The sequence below is a fragment of the Bradyrhizobium sp. 215_C5_N1_1 genome (assembly GCF_052075935.1).
GTDB classification, from domain to species: domain Bacteria; phylum Pseudomonadota; class Alphaproteobacteria; order Rhizobiales; family Xanthobacteraceae; genus Bradyrhizobium; species Bradyrhizobium barranii.
Map to the genome: position 1 here is coordinate 3,369,584 of NZ_CP197228.1, position 15,494 is coordinate 3,385,077.

At 66.0% G+C, this 15,494-nt stretch carries 16 protein-coding genes; 10 read left to right on the forward strand and 6 right to left on the reverse strand.

What is annotated here, in order from left to right; all coding sequences use genetic code 11:
* Positions 1-31: 31 nt before the first annotated feature.
* From AB7G19_RS15830 to AB7G19_RS15850, 5 genes are all read left to right on the forward strand, one after another.
* The gene (locus AB7G19_RS15830; protein WP_085404340.1) at positions 32-229 is read left to right on the forward strand and encodes a hypothetical protein; all 198 of its coding nucleotides are present in this window, start codon (positions 32-34) and stop codon (positions 227-229) included.
* A 132-nt stretch (positions 230-361) separates the two neighbouring features.
* Positions 362-1,093, forward strand: coding sequence for a GntR family transcriptional regulator (locus AB7G19_RS15835; RefSeq protein WP_085404341.1), 732 nt, complete (start codon positions 362-364; stop codon positions 1,091-1,093).
* Between the two features lie 49 nt (positions 1,094-1,142).
* Positions 1,143-2,384 (forward strand): MFS transporter, encoded by a 1,242-nt coding sequence (locus AB7G19_RS15840; RefSeq protein WP_166342468.1) that lies wholly within the window; start codon positions 1,143-1,145, stop codon positions 2,382-2,384.
* 22 nt (positions 2,385-2,406) lie between these two features.
* The gene (locus AB7G19_RS15845) at positions 2,407-3,306 is read left to right on the forward strand and encodes an amidohydrolase family protein (RefSeq protein ID WP_166342467.1); all 900 of its coding nucleotides are present in this window, start codon (positions 2,407-2,409) and stop codon (positions 3,304-3,306) included.
* 134 nt (positions 3,307-3,440) lie between these two features.
* Positions 3,441-4,355, forward strand: a complete 915-nt coding sequence (locus AB7G19_RS15850; protein ID WP_071917365.1) for a PhzF family phenazine biosynthesis protein — start codon at positions 3,441-3,443, stop codon at positions 4,353-4,355.
* Positions 4,356-4,391: 36 nt separating this feature from the next.
* On the opposite strand, the gene AB7G19_RS15855 is transcribed toward AB7G19_RS15850, so the two are convergent.
* Both AB7G19_RS15855 and AB7G19_RS15860 read right to left on the reverse strand, forming a co-directional pair.
* Positions 4,392-4,853 carry a DUF488 domain-containing protein gene (locus tag AB7G19_RS15855; protein WP_166342466.1) on the reverse strand — a complete coding sequence of 154 codons (462 nt, stop codon included), beginning with the start codon at positions 4,851-4,853 and terminating at the stop codon, positions 4,392-4,394.
* Positions 4,854-4,862: 9 nt separating this feature from the next.
* Positions 4,863-5,699: a DUF72 domain-containing protein gene (locus AB7G19_RS15860; RefSeq protein WP_175627368.1), complete on the reverse strand. Its 837-nt coding sequence runs from the start codon at positions 5,697-5,699 to the stop codon at positions 4,863-4,865.
* 100 nt (positions 5,700-5,799) lie between these two features.
* Here AB7G19_RS15860 and AB7G19_RS15865 point away from each other — a divergent pair, with 100 nt between their 5' ends.
* The 4 genes from AB7G19_RS15865 to AB7G19_RS15880 all read left to right on the forward strand — a co-directional run bounded on the left by AB7G19_RS15865 (position 5,800) and on the right by AB7G19_RS15880 (position 9,454).
* Positions 5,800-6,183, forward strand: a complete 384-nt coding sequence (locus AB7G19_RS15865; RefSeq protein WP_063982423.1) for a hypothetical protein — start codon at positions 5,800-5,802, stop codon at positions 6,181-6,183.
* A gap of 156 nt (positions 6,184-6,339) precedes the next feature.
* Positions 6,340-6,540, forward strand: coding sequence for a hypothetical protein (locus tag AB7G19_RS15870; RefSeq protein ID WP_071912499.1), 201 nt, complete (start codon positions 6,340-6,342; stop codon positions 6,538-6,540).
* Between the two features lie 271 nt (positions 6,541-6,811).
* Positions 6,812-7,945, forward strand: a complete 1,134-nt coding sequence (locus AB7G19_RS15875; RefSeq protein WP_283016969.1) for a glycosyltransferase family 2 protein — start codon at positions 6,812-6,814, stop codon at positions 7,943-7,945.
* Between the two features lie 6 nt (positions 7,946-7,951).
* Positions 7,952-9,454, forward strand: a complete 1,503-nt coding sequence (locus AB7G19_RS15880) for a glycosyltransferase family 39 protein (RefSeq protein ID WP_166342462.1) — start codon at positions 7,952-7,954, stop codon at positions 9,452-9,454.
* Positions 9,455-9,467: 13 nt separating this feature from the next.
* Here AB7G19_RS15880 and AB7G19_RS15885 read toward each other — a convergent pair whose 3' ends face one another.
* The gene (locus AB7G19_RS15885; RefSeq protein ID WP_283016968.1) at positions 9,468-11,357 is read right to left on the reverse strand and encodes a CHASE2 domain-containing protein; all 1,890 of its coding nucleotides are present in this window, start codon (positions 11,355-11,357) and stop codon (positions 9,468-9,470) included.
* A 71-nt stretch (positions 11,358-11,428) separates the two neighbouring features.
* Entirely contained in the window at positions 11,429-11,953 is a 525-nt protein-coding gene (locus AB7G19_RS15890) for a FecR domain-containing protein (protein WP_166342461.1), read from the reverse strand.
* Positions 11,954-12,611: 658 nt separating this feature from the next.
* Between AB7G19_RS15890 and AB7G19_RS15895 the strand changes: the two genes are divergently transcribed.
* Entirely contained in the window at positions 12,612-13,703 is a 1,092-nt protein-coding gene (locus AB7G19_RS15895; protein ID WP_166342460.1) for a DUF2778 domain-containing protein, read from the forward strand.
* Positions 13,704-13,763: 60 nt separating this feature from the next.
* Here AB7G19_RS15895 and AB7G19_RS15900 read toward each other — a convergent pair whose 3' ends face one another.
* Positions 13,764-14,585 carry an SDR family NAD(P)-dependent oxidoreductase gene (locus AB7G19_RS15900; protein ID WP_283016967.1) on the reverse strand — a complete coding sequence of 274 codons (822 nt, stop codon included), beginning with the start codon at positions 14,583-14,585 and terminating at the stop codon, positions 13,764-13,766.
* Between the two features lie 22 nt (positions 14,586-14,607).
* Complete coding sequence (locus AB7G19_RS15905; RefSeq protein WP_071912511.1) at positions 14,608-15,441, reverse strand: MurR/RpiR family transcriptional regulator; 834 nt, start codon at positions 15,439-15,441, stop codon at positions 14,608-14,610.
* Between the last annotated feature and the right edge of the window lie 53 nt (positions 15,442-15,494).

Sequence of the window (15,494 nt, forward strand, 5' to 3'; positions counted from 1 at the left end):
TCGGCTTCCGTTTGCCACGCGGAGAGAACCCATGACCCGATTGACCCTTGTCTCGGCCGCCCTGATCGCCGCCGCCGTCTATCAAACCCAGGCCGCAGCCGCTCGCGACGTCGCCCCGCGGCGCGCCTCGCCTCAGGCGGCTGCGGATTGCGTGAGGGCTCCGGCACAGGGCGCGTTTGCCTCAGCGCCCTACAAGCAGCCGCCCTGCACGCCGAGGGCAGCGAATTAACGCGCAAGGCGAGGTCGGGTTGGCAACGTCCGCCGGCCCGACCTCGCGTCCCCCGCGGGCATCGCCGGTTTCTCGATTGCGGTACCTTGGTAGTGCTTGACTCCCATCTCATCTAGTCATCTATATGACTATATGAATGCAGCCCCGCACGACGACCGCCTGCCACGCTACCAGCGCCTGCGCGACGACCTCGCCGCGCGGATCAACCGCAATGAATGGCGGCCGGGCGAGCCGATCCCGTCGGAGGCCGAGCTCGCGGCGCATTACGGCGTCGCCATCGGCACCGTGCGCAAAGCGATCGATCAGCTCGTTGCCGATACCGTGCTGGAGCGCCAGCAGGGCCGCGGCACCTTCGTGCGCCGGGCGCGCTTCAACTCCTCGCTATTCCGCTTCTTCCGCTTCCAGTCCGAGAGCGGCGAGCGGCGCGTGCCGAAGAGCCGCATCATCCGGCGCAAGAGCGTTCCGGCGAATTCGGCCGTTGCGTCGGCGCTGCGCATCCCTGTCGGCGAGCCCGTGATTAGCCTGTCGCGTCTGCGCCTGATCGACGATGTACCGCTGCTCGCCGAAGAAATCTGGCTCCAGCAATCGCGCTTCGCGCCGATCCTGGAGATCGACACCGCCGAATTCGGCGACCTGCTTTATCCGCTCTACGAGGAGCGCTGCGGGGAGGTGGTGGTGTCGGCCGAGGAAATTCTGACGGTCGAAATGGCCAACGAGATGCAGGCCCGCCTGCTGCGCCTCGAAGCGCACGCACCATTGATCGTGATCGAGCGCCTCGCGCTCGATCTGGAGCGGCGGCCGATCGAATGGCGCAGGTCGAGGGGGCCGGCCGACCGGTTCCGCTACCACGCCGAGATCAGGTGAGAGCGACCTTTCAACGACATCAAGCAATAACGAATTCAAGGGAGAAACAATGTCAAACTGGTACAGCGAAAGCTCGCCGCTGGAGCGGCGCACGTTCTGGGCAAGCTTTGGCGGCTGGGCGCTGGATGCGCTCGACGTCCAGATGTTCGGCCTTGCCATTCCCGCGCTGATCGCCGCCTTCGGCATCAGCAAGGCCGATGCGGGCCTGCTCGGCTCGGTCACGCTGTTCTTCGGCGCGTTCGGCGGCTGGCTCGGCGGCGCGCTCGGCGACCGTTTTGGCCGCGTCAAGGCGCTTCAGATTACCGTTGCGACCTTTGCGCTCGCGACCTTCGCCTGCGCGTTCGCGATGACTTACAACCAGCTCCTGATCCTGAAGGCGATTCAGGGCCTCGGCTTCGGCGCCGAATGGGCTTGCGGCGCGGTGCTGATGGCCGAGATCATTCGCCCCGAGCATCGCGGCAAGGCGCTGGGCTCGGTGCAGAGCGCCTGGGCCGTGGGGTGGGGCGCAGCTGTGCTGCTCTCGGCCCTCGTGTTCACTTATGCACCCGCCGACATCGCCTGGCGGCTGCTGTTTGCGCTGGGGCTGTTGCCCGCGCTCCTCATCATCTTCATCCGCCGCGGCTTGAAGGAGCCGCCGCGCGCGGTCGCAGCCGACAAGACGCCATTCTTCGCCACGCTCTCGGGCATCTTCCATCGTGACGTGCTGCGCTCGACGCTGATCGGAGGCCTGTTTGGCATCGGCGCCCACGGCGGTTACGCGGCCCTGACCACGTTCCTGCCGACATACTTGCGCGAAGTGCGGCATCTGTCGGTGCTGGGCTCCAGCGGCTATCTCGCAGTCATCATCGTTGCCTTCTTCTGCGGCTGCATCGCGAGCGGCATCATCAGTGACCGCATCGGCCGCAGGGCCAATGTCACCTTCTTCGCCAGCGCCTGCATCGTCACCGTGCTGATCTACATCTTCGCGCCGCTGACCAACGGCGAGATGCTGGTGCTCGGCTTTCCGCTCGGCTTCTTCTCGGCCGGCATTCCCGCCAGCATGGCGGCGCTGTTCAGCGAGCTCTATCCGGCCGGCGTGCGCGGCACCGGTGTCGGCTTCTGCTACAATTTCGGCCGCATCGTCTCCGCCGCGTTCCCCTTCCTCGTGGGCTATCTCAGCGACCATATCGGGCTCGGACCGGCGATCGGCATCGATGCGGCCTTCGCCTATTCGCTGGTGCTGATCGCGGTGGTGCTGCTGCCCGAAACCCGCGGCAAGGTTTTTGAACAAACCGCCGCGACGCGCGCCTGACGCCGGATGGGGAGCAGTCACCATGATGTCCCGCGCGCGCGGCCTGACGCGCCGCCAATTCGGCACAGGCCTTGTATCTCTCGTGTCGGCCACGGCCGCCGCGAGCCGAGCGAAGAGTGAGACGAGCTTGCCGACGATCGATACCCATGCCCATGTCTTCCACCGCGGCCTCAAGCTCGCGCCCGGCCGGCGCTATGCCCCCGATTACGATGCGCCGCTGGCGCTCTATCTGGAGCAGCTCGACCGCAATGGCATGAGCAACGGCGTGCTGGTGCAGCCGAGCTTTCTCGGCACCGACAATTCCTATCTGGTCGAGAGCCTGAAGACTTCCGGCGGACGCCTGCGCGGCATCGCGGTGGTCGATCCTTCTGTGACCGCGGACGAACTCCGCGCGCTCGATCGCGCCGGCGTCGTCGGCATTCGCCTCAATCTCGTCGGCCAGCCCTTGCCCGATCTCGCTGCCAGCGAATGGAAGGTGCTGCTCGGAAACGTGAAATCGATGGGCTGGCAGGTCGAGCTCCAGCGCAACGCGTCCGACCTCGCACTGCTTGCGCCGCAGCTGCTTGATCATGGCGTCACCGTCGTGCTCGATCACTATGCGCTGCCGGATCCGAAACTCGGTGTCGCCGATCCCGGCTTCCAGTCGGTGCTGAAGCTCGGCGCGACGCGAAATGTCTGGGTCAAGATCTCGGCGCCGTATCGCAACGGCGCGAGCGGCGAGAGTTTTGCGAAGGAGGCCTATCCGCTGCTGCGCGAGGCTTACGGCCTCGACCGCCTGCTGTGGGGCAGCGACTGGCCGCACACGCAGTTCGAGGCGTCGCAGGCTTACGCGAAAAACCGGCAGTTTCTCGATGCGCTGATCGTCGACGACAGCGAGCGCGCGCGGGTACTCGCATCGCCGCATCAGCTGTTCCGCTTCTGATTCTCCCTTCTGATCTCCTCGCGCGCGATTGCTCCGAATGCTCCGAATTTTGGGGCATGACGAGCGATGTCGCCGGCTTGTAGACTGCCGGCGATGCGGCCGGTTGAGGCCGCGAGTTTCATGAGGAAGTGAAGATGCAGCGCCGCTACATCACCGTCGACGTGTTCACCGACCGCGCCTTCGGCGGCAACCAGCTCGCCGTGGTGCTGGATGCCGGCGGGCTCACGACGCAGCAGATGCAGGCGATCGCGACCGAGTTCAACTATTCCGAGACGACCTTCGTGCTGCCGCCGCGCAACCCCGGCCACGACGCGGAGGTCCGCATCTTCACGCCGGTGAGGGAGCTTCCCTTCGCGGGTCATCCCAATGTCGGCACCGCTTTCGTGCTGGCCCGGCGCAGCAATGAGCCCTGGCCGCGGTTGTTGTTCGAAGAGAAAGCCGGGATCGTGCCGGTCGAGATCTGGCGGGAGCAGGGCAAGGTCGTCGGCGCCGAGCTGACCGCGCCGCAGCCGCTGGCGCGACTTGCAAAGCTGTCCGCCGCCGAGGTCGCCGCGTGCCTGTCTTTGACCGCGGACGACATCAGGACCGATCGTCATGTGCCGGAGGTCGTCGGCGTCGGCACGCCGTTCGTCGTCGCGGAATTGCATTCGCGCGACGCGCTGCGGCGGGCGGCGCCCGATGCTGCGGCGTTCGGCCGGACACTGCCGCGCGACGGCGCGTTCTCGATCTATTTCTACACGCGCGATATCGCGGCGGCGCAGGCGCCTTGCGACCTCCAGGCACGGATGTTCATGCGCGGTGCCAGCGGTTTCGCCGAGGATCCGGCCACCGGCAGCGCAACGGTCGCCGCCGCCGCGCTGCTCGCCACGCTCGATCCACTCCGCGACGGCGAGCTGAAGCTCACCATCGGCCAGGGTTTTGACATGGGCCGGCCGAGCATCCTGCGGACGACAGTGGAAAAGGAGGGCGGCGCCCTTCTTGATGCCTATGTCGGCGGCCATTGCGTACAGATGATGGAGGGGACGTTCGAGCTGGCGGGAGAGGGGTAGGGTCTCTCCTCCATGCCCGGGACAAGCCCGTGACGATCACACCTGCCGCCCCGCCAAATTCCTCACCGCCACGCCATCGCGCTCCTCGATGATCTCCGCGATCATCTGGCGGTGGCAGTGGGTGTGATCGCGCTCGTAGCAGAGCAGGCAGACCGGGCCGGCCTTCATCACCAGCGCCGAGAGCTCGTCCATCTCTTCCCGGGCCTGCGGCGTCTTCAGGTGCTTTGAATAGATCTTCTCCAGCACATCGTATTGGCCGCTGCGCGCGGCGAGGCGGCCTTCCTTCGGCGTGCCGAGCGCGGCGAGATGGACATAGGCGATGCCGCGCTCATCGAGGCCCGCGGCAAGCTGCTTCTTCGAAAAGCCGGGCCGGCGCGATGAGGTCACCGCGCGCACATCGACCACGAGCTTGACGCCGGCCTCTACGAGCTCGTCGAGCACCGCCTTGGGCGGCGTCTGTTCATAACCGATGGTGAAGAGCTTTTTCGCCTTTGCCATGAACCATCCTCAGCTCACCCGCGCGATCAGTTCCATGGCGCCGGCCGGTGCGCGCACCTTGCCCTCGTGGATGACATAGGCGAACACGTCGCGCGGCTCCTTCTTCGGCTTGGCCTTGTCTACCTTCGGCAGATCGTCGGGTTCACTCCCCTCGGCCCAGTCCTGAAAGCGCTTGGCCCAGGCATCGAGCTGCTTCGGCGGATAGCAGGTCTTGATCTCGTCATTGCCCTTCTGGAGCCGTGCATAGACGAAATCGCCGGCGACGTCGGCGATCGCCGGATATTTGCCGTGCTCGGCGAACACGACAGGCGTCTCGAACTCGCGGATCAGCGCGACGAAGTCCGGCGCGCAAAAGCTGTCGTGGCGGACCTCGACGACATGGCGCAGCACGCGCCCCTCGAGCTTGCGCGGCAACAGCTCGAGGAATTTGCCGAAATCGGCGCCGTCGAACTTTTTCGTCGGCGCGAACTGCCACAGCACCGGTCCGAGATGGTCGCCGAGTTCCAGCACGCCGGAATCATAGAACCGCTTGATGGAATCGCCGGCCTCGGCGAGCACGCGGCGGTTGGTGGCGAAGCGGGGTCCCTTCACCGAGAACACGAAACCATCGGGCACTTCGCTGGCCCATTTGCGAAAGCTTTCCGGCTTCTGCGAGCCGTAATAGGTGCCGTTGATCTCGATCGAGGTCAGCTTCGAGGCGGCATAGGACAGCTCCTTGGCCTGCGTGAGCTTCTCCGGGTAGAACACGCCGCGCCAGGGCTCGAAGGTCCAGCCGCCGACGCCGATGAAGATGTTGCCGGATTTTTTGGACGCGGTTTTTGCTTTGGCCACGGGAGGGTCTCGCATCGACGGGGAGGGACCTCATCCTAATCAAACCAGATGTGATTGGCCAGTTGCGCCGTCCCGTCTAAGGTCGCAACGGGACCCGCGCAAAAGGAGAACAAGAATGCGGATGCTGATGGTGGGAGCGGCGCTCGTCATGATGACATCTGCTGCCATGACGTTTGGTGCCATGGCCGACGATGATGACGATGCCAAGGGTGCGCAGAAGCTCGCCATGCAGGGCCGCGACGATTACTGGCATTGCCTGGCGCGGGAATATTCGCGCGACTCCAATCAGGGAATGTCGGAACAGGATTTCGGCCGCTCGGTCGCGGGCGCCTGTCCGTCGGAGCGGCAATATTACCGGGTGGCGTTGCTCGACTATCTCACCACGCAATATCCGAACATCGATGCCGGCGCTCATCTCGCCACCGCGAACAGGGCGGTCGAGTCGGCGCAGAAGGACATCGTGACGGCCTTCGTCAAGCACAGGCCGCCCGCAAAGTAGGGGGAGTGGCGAATGGCCAATCGCGAAGAGGGCACGTAAGCCGGCGCTCCTCATGCGCGACGAGCCATTCGCTACTCGCCCCTCCGCGGGGGGCTCTTCCAGCTCCGCGCGCATCCATGGTATCACTGGAGGCATCTGGAACAGGGATGGGCTTCCATGTCGTCTGAGTCGGTGGGTGGCATTCTGGGCGCGATCGTCGCGGCGGTCGTGCTTGCGGTCGCCGTCGTATTGGGGCCGATCGGCCAGTACGGCAAGCCGCCCAGGCCGGCAAAGGCCGAGCCGGCTCCGGCGGCGGCGCCCGCTGTCCCGGCCGCCCCCGTGCCGCGTGGGCCGGTGATCAAGGAAGTCCCGAATTAGCAAGGGTCTGAAAAAGGGCCGCTATGCCCCCTTGCAAAGCGGTTTTACCGTTCCTATCTAGTTTGTAACGGCGACGTTGAGCGAAACCTCCGGCGCTGGAACGACCTTGGAATAGCTTGGGCTTGCGCCGGATGTACGCGCGGTCCGCCGTTCCGGGGTCGTTGGCATTTTTGGGCCCTTTTTGGGCCTTTCCCCACAGACCCCCCGCTCGGTAGATCTTGGCAGCGCAACGTCTTGGCAGCGCAGGATGCGGCGGATATACGCTGCCGTCATGAATGAAGCGATCAGACCGGGCTCCGGCACTCCCCCGCAGGCTCAAGAGGCGCCGGAACTGTCGGTCATCGTCCCGACGTTCAACGAGCGCGACAACGTCACGGTGCTGTACCGGCGGCTGGAGGCGACGCTCGCCAACGTCGCCTGGGAAGTCGTGTTCGTCGACGATAATTCGCCCGACGGCACCTGGGACGTCGTGCGCGCGCTGGCGCAGCGCGACAACCGCGTGCGCTGTGTCCGGCGCATCGGCCGCCGCGGCCTATCGGGCGCCTGCATCGAGGGCATCCTGGCCTCCAGCGCGCCCTATGTGGCCGTGATCGATGCCGACCTCCAGCACGACGAGACGCAACTGCCGAAGATGCTGTTGCTGCTCGCAAGCGACCAGGCCGATCTCGTCGTCGGCAGCCGGTACATCGAGGGCTACAAGAGCGAAGGCTTCAACAAGCAGCGCGCCGGCGCCAGCGCGCTGGCGACCGAACTCGCCAGGAAGGCGCTGCGGGTCGAGATCGCCGATCCCATGAGCGGCTTCTTCATGGTTCGCCGCGACCGTTTCGAGGAACTCGCGCCGAAACTGTCGGTGCACGGCTTCAAGATCCTGCTCGACCTCGTCGCGAGCGCGAACGGTAGCTTGCGAGCTGTTGAAATTCCCTACACGTTCGGCGAGCGCCAGCACGGCGAGAGCAAGCTCGATTCCATGGTCGCGCTGGATTTTCTCGGCCTGGTGCTGGCCAAGTTCACCAACGATGCCGTCTCGCTTCGCTTCATCCTGTTCGCGATGGTCGGCGGCATCGGCCTCGTGGTGCATCTGACCACGCTGTTCATCGCCCTTCAGCTGTTCAAGGCGCCGTTCGCGGAGGCGCAGGCCGCAGGCGCCATCGTCGCCATGACCAGCAACTTCGCCCTCAACAACTTCCTGACCTATCGCGACCAGCGGCTGAAGGGCTTTGCGCTGCTGCGCGGCCTGATCGCCTTCTACATCGTGTGCAGCGTCGGCCTGCTCGCCAATGTCGGCGTCGCCTTCTCGGTCTACGACCAGGAGCCGATCTGGTGGCTGGCCGGCATGGCCGGCGCGCTGATGGGCGTGGTGTGGAACTACGCGATGTCCGGACTGTTCGTCTGGCGCAAGAAATAGCTCGACATGGGCGGGGCTGACGCGCGGATCGTCCGCAATACCGCGCTGGTGATCGTTGCGCTGGTCGGCTTGCGGCTGGTTGCGGCCGCGTTCACGCCGATCACCTTCGACGAAGCCTATTACTGGATGTGGTCGAAGAACCTCGCCGGGGGCTATTACGACCACCCGCCGATGGTCGCCTATGTGATCCGCGCCGGCACCATGATCGCCGGCGACACCGAGCTCGGCGTCCGCGTGTTCTCGATCCTGCTCGCACTGCCGATGAGCTATGCGATCTATCGCTCCGCCGCCATCCTGTTCGGCGGCGTGCGGGTGGCGGCGACCAGCGCCATCCTGCTCAACGTGACGATGATGGCCTCGGTCGGCACGCTGATCGTCACGCCGGATGCGCCGCTGCTGGTTGCCTCCAGCTTCGTGCTGTTCTTCCTCGCCAAGGTGCTGGAGACCGGCCGCGGCGTCTGGTGGCTCGCCGTCGGCGCGGCGGTCGGCGCGGCGCTGCTGTCGAAATACACCGCGATGTTCTTTGGCGCCGCGATCCTGATCTGGCTTGCGGCCGTGCCGAAACTGCGGCGCTGGTTCCTCTCGCCCTGGCCCTATCTCGGCGGTCTCGTTGCGTTCGCGCTGTTCTCACCGGTGATCCTGTGGAATGCGGATCATCAATGGGTCTCGTTCGTAAAGCAGCTCGGCCGCGCGAAGATCGAGGACTTCCGTCCCGTCTTCATCGCCGAGCTGATCCCGACCCAGATCGCCTTCGCAACGCCGCTCGTCTTCATCCTCGGCGCGATGGGCCTGCACGCGCTGACCTGGCGCCGGGCCGGCGCGCTGGCCTCGCGTGTGCTGATCGAGACGCTGTTCTGGACCATCGTCGTCTATTTCGTCTGGCATTCGCTGCATGCCCGCGTCGAGGCCAACTGGTTCGCGCCGGTCTATCCGCCCTTCATCGTTGCCGCGGCCGCCGCCGCCAATCTCGTGCCGTGGCAACCACGCGCGCGGCGCCTCGCGGATTTCTGCCTGCGCTGGGCCGCGCCCGTGGGCATCGTGATGTTTGCGGCGCTGATCGTGCAGGCCAACACCGGCTGGCTGTCGGGCTATCGCCGCGACGCGACGGTGCGCAGCGTCGGCGTCGGCTGGCGCGAGCTCGCCGCCGAGATCGAAGCGGTGCGCGCGCGCAGTGGCGCGACCTGCGTGCTCGCGCAGGACTACGGCACCACGGGCTGGCTCGCCTTCTATCTGCCGCGCGGCACCTGCGTGCTGCAGCAGAACCAGCGCATCCGCTGGGTCAACATGCCCGAGCCCGATCCAAAGCTGCTTGCCGGCAAGCTGATCTCTGTCGACGAGCTGCGCCCGGACGGCCATACCGCCCTCGACGAGCTCTTCGCGAAGGTGACGCAAATTGCGCAATTGCAGCGCAAGCGCGGGCCGCTCGTGATCGAGACCTACGGCATTGATCTGCTCGAAGGCGCCAAGGGCGACGTGCTCGACCGCTCGCCGCCGCCGGAAGCGCGGTAGGCGGCCCCAAAAATCAGTCGATCATCTCGGCCCTGGCGGTGGCCTGGCTCGGCCCGTTCTGGTCGCGCCAGAACCAGACGGTCACGACGCCGGAGCGGCCGCGGACCTGCGTGAGCAGGGGACCTGACAGAATGCCGTCGGGAGCGCCGTGGAAGTCGGCCGCATCCAGCAGCGTATCGCTGAGCGCGAGCCGCGCACAGTTCTGGGCGGCAACCTCCATCAAGCGGTTCGCGACGTTGACCGTGTCGCCGGTCGCCGTGATGTGCTGGTGGCTTTCGCCAAGGCGGGAGGCGACGATCGGACCGAAATGCACGCCGATCTTGAAACCGAGCTGGCCGCGGAGGGCAGGCGGCAGCGAAACGATCCAGCGATCGACGCTGCGATACAGGTCGATCGAGCATTGCAGCGCGCGCGCCGCGTCGTCGGGCATCGCGTGTGGCAGTCCGAACAGGATCATGGCGCCGTCGCCGAGAAAGCCGGTGATCAGGCCGCCGCAATCGACCGCGGCCTTGTCGATCAGCGCGTGAAATGCCCTCAGCAGATGCTGCAGCTCGTCCGGATCGATCCGTTCGCTGAGCGTCGTGAAACCGGAGAGATCGATGAAGACGACGGCCGCATCCTGCCGGACCGGCCTGGACAGGAAATTCGGATCGCGCGTCAGCCATTCCTGCACGGCGGGCGCCTGGAATTGCGCCAGCGACCTGCTCTTGGCGGCAAAATATTGCGTGCGGCGGCCGCCGGCCCACAGCTGCACGCCGGCAAAGACCGCGACCGGCGGCACCGCGGCGGCAAGCGTCGTGGCGGCGTTCAGCCAAACGCCGTGCGTGAAGGCGAACAGATTGAGCCCGGCCCAGGCGATCATCACCGCGGCTGCCGCGATGATGCCGGGCGCGCTGCGCCGCCAGGCGAGCAGGCCGACCAGCAGCATCGGCAAAAGGATCGCGGTGAGCGCGTCGGCGATGTGGACCTTGCGGTCGCGCACGATGCCGTCACCGGAGACGAGATGGGTGATCGCGGTCGAGATCACCTCGACGCCGGGCATCAGGGAATCGAACGGTGTCGGATAGAAGTCGCCGCCGCCGGCGACCGCGGCGCCGATCACGACGATGCGGTTCTCGATCGCCGCGCGATTGAGCGTGCCGTCGAAGATGCTCTGCGCGCTGACGGTGCGGATGGTGCGGCGCGGGCCGTAATAGGTGATCGGCAGCGCGAAATCGCTGTCGGTCGAGACCGCGCGATCGCCGAGCATGAGATGATCCGGCGCGATCGTCAGCGGCTTGTCGAGCGCGCGCGCCGCGACCCGCAAGGGAAACGACAGCTCGACCTTGTCGCGGGTCCGGAACAGCATCGGCACCGAAAGCGGCGAGCCCGACTGCCCCGTCGCGACGTTGACGACGCCGACCTCGGCGTGATCGGCAAAGGCGGGCAGCGGCAGCAGGAAACGCTCGGCCTGCGGCAGCGCGGCGAGGGGGCCTTCGCTGTCCGGTGCCACAGTCTCGCTGGCGGTCGGGAAGATCGCGGCGGCGGCGAGCACCATGGGTCCGGTTGCGAGCGTGTTGGCCAGCGTCGCATCGCCGATCGCCGCGCTGCGGTCGACCAGCAGCAGGTCGATCGCGACGACCTTCGGCTTGAACTGCACGATGGTGTCGACCACGCGCGCGAGATCGGCGCGCGGCAGCGGATAGCTGCCGCCGCGCTTCACGACGGTGTCGTCGATCGCGACGATGGTGACGAGATCGGGCGGCGCCTGCACGCCGCGGACCTGGGTCCGCCAATCCGTCAGCGTCGCCTCGAGCCGATCGAGAAAGCGCAGATGACCGTTGGCGTGGCCAGCATAGATGCCCGCACCCCACAGTGCGGTGAGGACGAGTGCCACCAGGATCTGAACGCGTCGGCTACTCATGCGGTCTGCAATTTTCTCTGTCATCCAAATGCGATTGGCCGAGCCTTATTGGTGGCCGAGCCTTACCCGGTCTATTGACCCAGTCTTGCCATCAGCGCGTCGACGCGCGGCTGGCCCCAGGTCTTGACGGTCAACGGGCCCGTTGCCTCGACATCGACGCCTTGGCCCGGTCCGAGCACGACGCCGCGTCCACGAGCCCTGCGGCTCACACCAACACGGCCGTCAGCAACGAAGACCGCGGTCTTGGCCTCAGCGACATCGACGGCCCATTTGGTCCCGCGCACTGCGGCGATCGCCTGCGGCGTCAGCACCTTGAAGGGATTGCCGCCGGGCTTCTTGGGCACCTCGATCAGCAGCGCCTTGCTGCTCAACTCCACGGAGTCAATATGTCCGTCGCGGTTGGCGTCCTTAAGTTCAAATCTGGCGCCGTTTTCCGCAACGATGGTGATGCCGTTGTCGCAGCGCCACACTTGCGTGCCCGCAGCCGCTGGCGATGCCGTGCAGCCGACATTGACAGCCGGCTGTGCATTCGCAGACCCGATCAACTGAAACAACCACGCCAGAGCGAAAATACCGGCGCCCGCGATCCCTCTCATGCCAGCCTCCGTTTGCGTGCTTGGCACAGTTCAAAGCGATGTTGATACGGTACCGTATCACACGCAGAGGCTGCTGAAAAGCGCCGCTCTCGGAGCTATTTCCTCGGTGCGGTCTTTTCCAGTCCGGCGCGATCAACTTTCAGTCAGGGCGCCGTGCCGCGTGAGCACTCTGTGCGCGATGTGTGATGTGGGACGGGCTTGCCGCCAGCCTGCTGACACACGCTCGAGAGGGCGCAGCGTGCACCAGCCTCGCGCAACGCTTCCCCGCTATTGTCCGGGTATTGAAGACCACGAAAACGACTTGGTTGGATGGCCTTAGAGGGGCGGCTTGTGACGTCCGTCGAACGCGCCGAACCGGCCGAGAATTATAGTTAACAGACGCTCCTAAGTCCGTAGTTCTGCGGACTTTTTTCTCGAAATGGGACAGCGTTAACGCGGTGCCTCACATCTGCCCGAACTTAATCTGCATTTAACTAAAAGTCGCCTTAATGACGCTCCGACCTCCTGCGAGATGCTGTTCCCGGATCGTGACCAGCGGCACTTCGAAGGGGGACTGAGTGACACCGTCCTGGACGCAAGGCGAATGAGTACGAGTATCGCTGCGCAGAGTAACGCGGCACGGAAGTCCAAGAATTCTCTTCGGAAGCCTTCCCGGAAAATGACCACCACCAATTGGCTGGGCGCTGCGGCGATCGGCTGCGTCGTGATGGGCGCCGGCTGGACCATCTACAGCAACGTCCTCGGCGCCAGCGTCTATCCGACCGTCGGCAGCATTGGCTACGACGAGCCCGTGATCAAGCGCGCGCCCAGGGTGGCGCTGCGTGAGGCCGGCGAGGCCATCAGGGACACCTTTGCGCTGCTGCCCGACCGGCTCCAGGTCGCAGCCCCGATCTCGCGCGAGATGTTCAACGAGCGCTTTGCCGCGGCCGCGACCCAGGGCGTGGCGTCGAATGCGAGCGCCGCGCCCGCAACCCAGGTCGCCGTCGCCAAGGAAGCGTCGAAGGACGCCCCCAAGCAGAGCGTGATCGCGAAGGTCGCGGACGCGCTGAAGCCGGCAGCACCGGCCAAGATTGCCGACAAGACTGCGGACAAGGCCAAGCGCGCGCCGGATGCGCAGATGCAACTGGCTTCGGCCGATCCGGCCGAGATCGTGCCGGCGCCTGAGGCGAAGCCGAAATCGTTTGCCGATCGCGCCAAGGCCGCGGTGATGTCGATCACCGGTCCGCGCCAGTCGATGGTCGAGAAGCTATGGGGCAAGCGCGAGCCGTCCGGCGGGCTGCTGGCCTATGCCTCGGCCGATGCCAGCGTGACCGCGTCCATCGCGCCGAGGGAGCAGAACCCCATGCTCGGCGGTTCGGCGCCCTATGAGCGCGACACGGCGGTCTACGACATCACCGCCAAGATGGTTTACCTGCCCGACGGCACCAAGCTCGAGGCGCATTCCGGCCTCGGCTCCAATCTCGACGATCCGCGCTCCTCGCGTGTCCGCATGCGCGGCGTGACGCCGCCGCACATCTACACGCTGAAGCCGCGCGAAGCGCTGTTCCATGGCGTGCCGGCGCTGCGCCTGACCCCGATCGGCGGCGAGAGCGCGATCTACGGCCGCGACGGCTTGCTCGCCCACACCTTCATGCTCGGGCCGAACGGCGATTCCAACGGCTGTGTGTCGTTCAAGGACTATTACGCGTTCCTCGACGCCTACCGTAACAAGGGCATCCGCAAGCTCGCGGTGCTGGCGCGGGTCGAGTAATCTCAGTCAATTCGCGATGATCTCAAAGGGCCGCTTGCAGCGGCCCTTTTCTTTTCTGATTTAGCCCGGCCAGCATTGTCCGCCGCCGTCGATCCTGAGCACCTGGCCCGAGACGAAGGCGCCCATGGGACCTGCAAAGAATTCGACGACGCGCGCGACCTCGTCGACGGTCGCGATGCGGTCGAGCGTGCCGGTCTCGACCATTCTGCCAGGGTCCACCGCGCGCGTGCCGAGGAAACGGCCGGTGCGGGTATCGCCGGGCGCGATGCAGTTGACGGCGATGTCGTAAGCGCGGAGCTGGTCGGCGAGGCATCGCGTGTAGTGGGTCACACCGGCCTTCGACACCGCATAGATCGAGCCCTGGGTGCGGCCCTTGAACGCGGCGACCGAACCGAGCGTGACGATGCGGCCGCGGCGCCGCTCCATCATGCCCTTCGCGACCGCCTGGCAGGTCAGGATGGTCGAGAGCAGATTGCGCTCCAGCACCGCGCGCACATCGGCCTCCTTGATGTTCACCGCGTCGTTCGGGTCGGGCTTGCCACCGGCGGCTGCGATGTCGCCGCCGGCATTGTGCACGAGGATGTCGATCGGGCCGAGCGCGGCCTCCGTCTCGGCGATCACGCGCGCGATGTCCTCGCCCCTGGTGAGGTCGCCGAGCACGCGCTGGCTGCGGACGCCGAATTGCTGGCCGATCTCTGCGGCGACCGCGGTGAGGGTGGTGCCCTCGCCATATTCCGCCGGCCCGTTCTCGCGCATGCCGTGGATGGCGACATCGGCGCCGAGCGCGGCGAGCTTCTCCGCAAAGGCGCGTCCGAGCCCGCGTCCCGCGCCGGTCACCAGCGCCACCTGTCCTGACAATACTTTCCCGTCATGTGCAGCCATGATCTTCTCCTGTTATGAAACGTCAGTCCGCCGCGAGATCGAGCCCGATCGCCATCGCCTGCACGAGGCACATCGGTGCGACCAGCGTGCGCAGTGCCGGCTCGGGCATGTCCTGGATCTCGAACACGACGCTCGCGCCTTCGACGATCGGGCTCAGGAGGCTGTCGGTGATGGAGATCGTGGGCACGCCTCGCGCAACGAGTTCGGGAAACAGCCGCGCCGTATCCGGATAGTAGTTCCGGAAGCTGATCGCGACCAGCGCGTCCTCCGTGGTTGCGGCATGCGACTGCTCGTGGATGCTGCCGCCCGTGCCGTCGAGCAGGACGACGCGGCGTCCGAGCTTGCGCAGCACGTAGGCGAGGTGGGTCGCAACCGGAAACGAGCCGCCGAGCCCGAGCAGATAGATGTCGCGCGCTTTCGCAAGGATCGCAGTTGCCGCGTCGAGCTCGCGCGCATGCACCGACTGGCTCAGCGTCACCAGCGACGATTGCGCCTCCGAGACGAAGCGGGACAGCACCGCGGCCGGCTGGCGGCCGAGTACCGATTTCTCCTCGCTCTTCATGCGGGCGAGCCGCGCCTTGTAGCTTGGTGCTACGCCGGCAACGAGGCGTGAGCGGAATACCTGCTGCATCTCGGTGAAGCCGCCGAAGCCGAGCGCATGGGCGAAGCGAACGATCGCCGAGGGCGGCACGCCCGAGCGCTGCGCCACCTCGGCCACGGTGCCGAGCGCGACATCGGTCGGGTGATCGAGCACGAACTCCGCGATCTGCTGCAGCCGGCCGGATAGCGCCCGGTGCCGCTGCGCAATGGCGCCGCGCAGCTCGTCGTAGCTCATCGCGCCTTGTGCCTTGTTCATCGTCTCGGGTCTCCGGATCGGTCGCCTGTTTAACGGCATTTCACCGTTTGGAT

Coding starts and splice junctions, on each gene's coding strand:
- AB7G19_RS15830 (WP_085404340.1), top strand. CDS start 32: ATGACCCGATTGACCCTTGTCTCGGCCGCCCTGATCGCCGCCGCCGTC.
- AB7G19_RS15835 (WP_085404341.1), top strand. CDS start 362: ATGAATGCAGCCCCGCACGACGACCGCCTGCCACGCTACCAGCGCCTG.
- AB7G19_RS15840 (WP_166342468.1), top strand. CDS start 1,143: ATGTCAAACTGGTACAGCGAAAGCTCGCCGCTGGAGCGGCGCACGTTC.
- AB7G19_RS15845 (WP_166342467.1), top strand. CDS start 2,407: ATGATGTCCCGCGCGCGCGGCCTGACGCGCCGCCAATTCGGCACAGGC.
- AB7G19_RS15850 (WP_071917365.1), top strand. CDS start 3,441: ATGCAGCGCCGCTACATCACCGTCGACGTGTTCACCGACCGCGCCTTC.
- AB7G19_RS15855 (WP_166342466.1), bottom strand. CDS start 4,853: ATGGCAAAGGCGAAAAAGCTCTTCACCATCGGTTATGAACAGACGCCG.
- AB7G19_RS15860 (WP_175627368.1), bottom strand. CDS start 5,699: ATGCGAGACCCTCCCGTGGCCAAAGCAAAAACCGCGTCCAAAAAATCC.
- AB7G19_RS15865 (WP_063982423.1), top strand. CDS start 5,800: ATGCGGATGCTGATGGTGGGAGCGGCGCTCGTCATGATGACATCTGCT.
- AB7G19_RS15870 (WP_071912499.1), top strand. CDS start 6,340: ATGTCGTCTGAGTCGGTGGGTGGCATTCTGGGCGCGATCGTCGCGGCG.
- AB7G19_RS15875 (WP_283016969.1), top strand. CDS start 6,812: ATGAATGAAGCGATCAGACCGGGCTCCGGCACTCCCCCGCAGGCTCAA.
- AB7G19_RS15880 (WP_166342462.1), top strand. CDS start 7,952: ATGGGCGGGGCTGACGCGCGGATCGTCCGCAATACCGCGCTGGTGATC.
- AB7G19_RS15885 (WP_283016968.1), bottom strand. CDS start 11,357: ATGAGTAGCCGACGCGTTCAGATCCTGGTGGCACTCGTCCTCACCGCA.
- AB7G19_RS15890 (WP_166342461.1), bottom strand. CDS start 11,953: ATGAGAGGGATCGCGGGCGCCGGTATTTTCGCTCTGGCGTGGTTGTTT.
- AB7G19_RS15895 (WP_166342460.1), top strand. CDS start 12,612: ATGACCACCACCAATTGGCTGGGCGCTGCGGCGATCGGCTGCGTCGTG.
- AB7G19_RS15900 (WP_283016967.1), bottom strand. CDS start 14,585: ATGGCTGCACATGACGGGAAAGTATTGTCAGGACAGGTGGCGCTGGTG.
- AB7G19_RS15905 (WP_071912511.1), bottom strand. CDS start 15,441: ATGAACAAGGCACAAGGCGCGATGAGCTACGACGAGCTGCGCGGCGCC.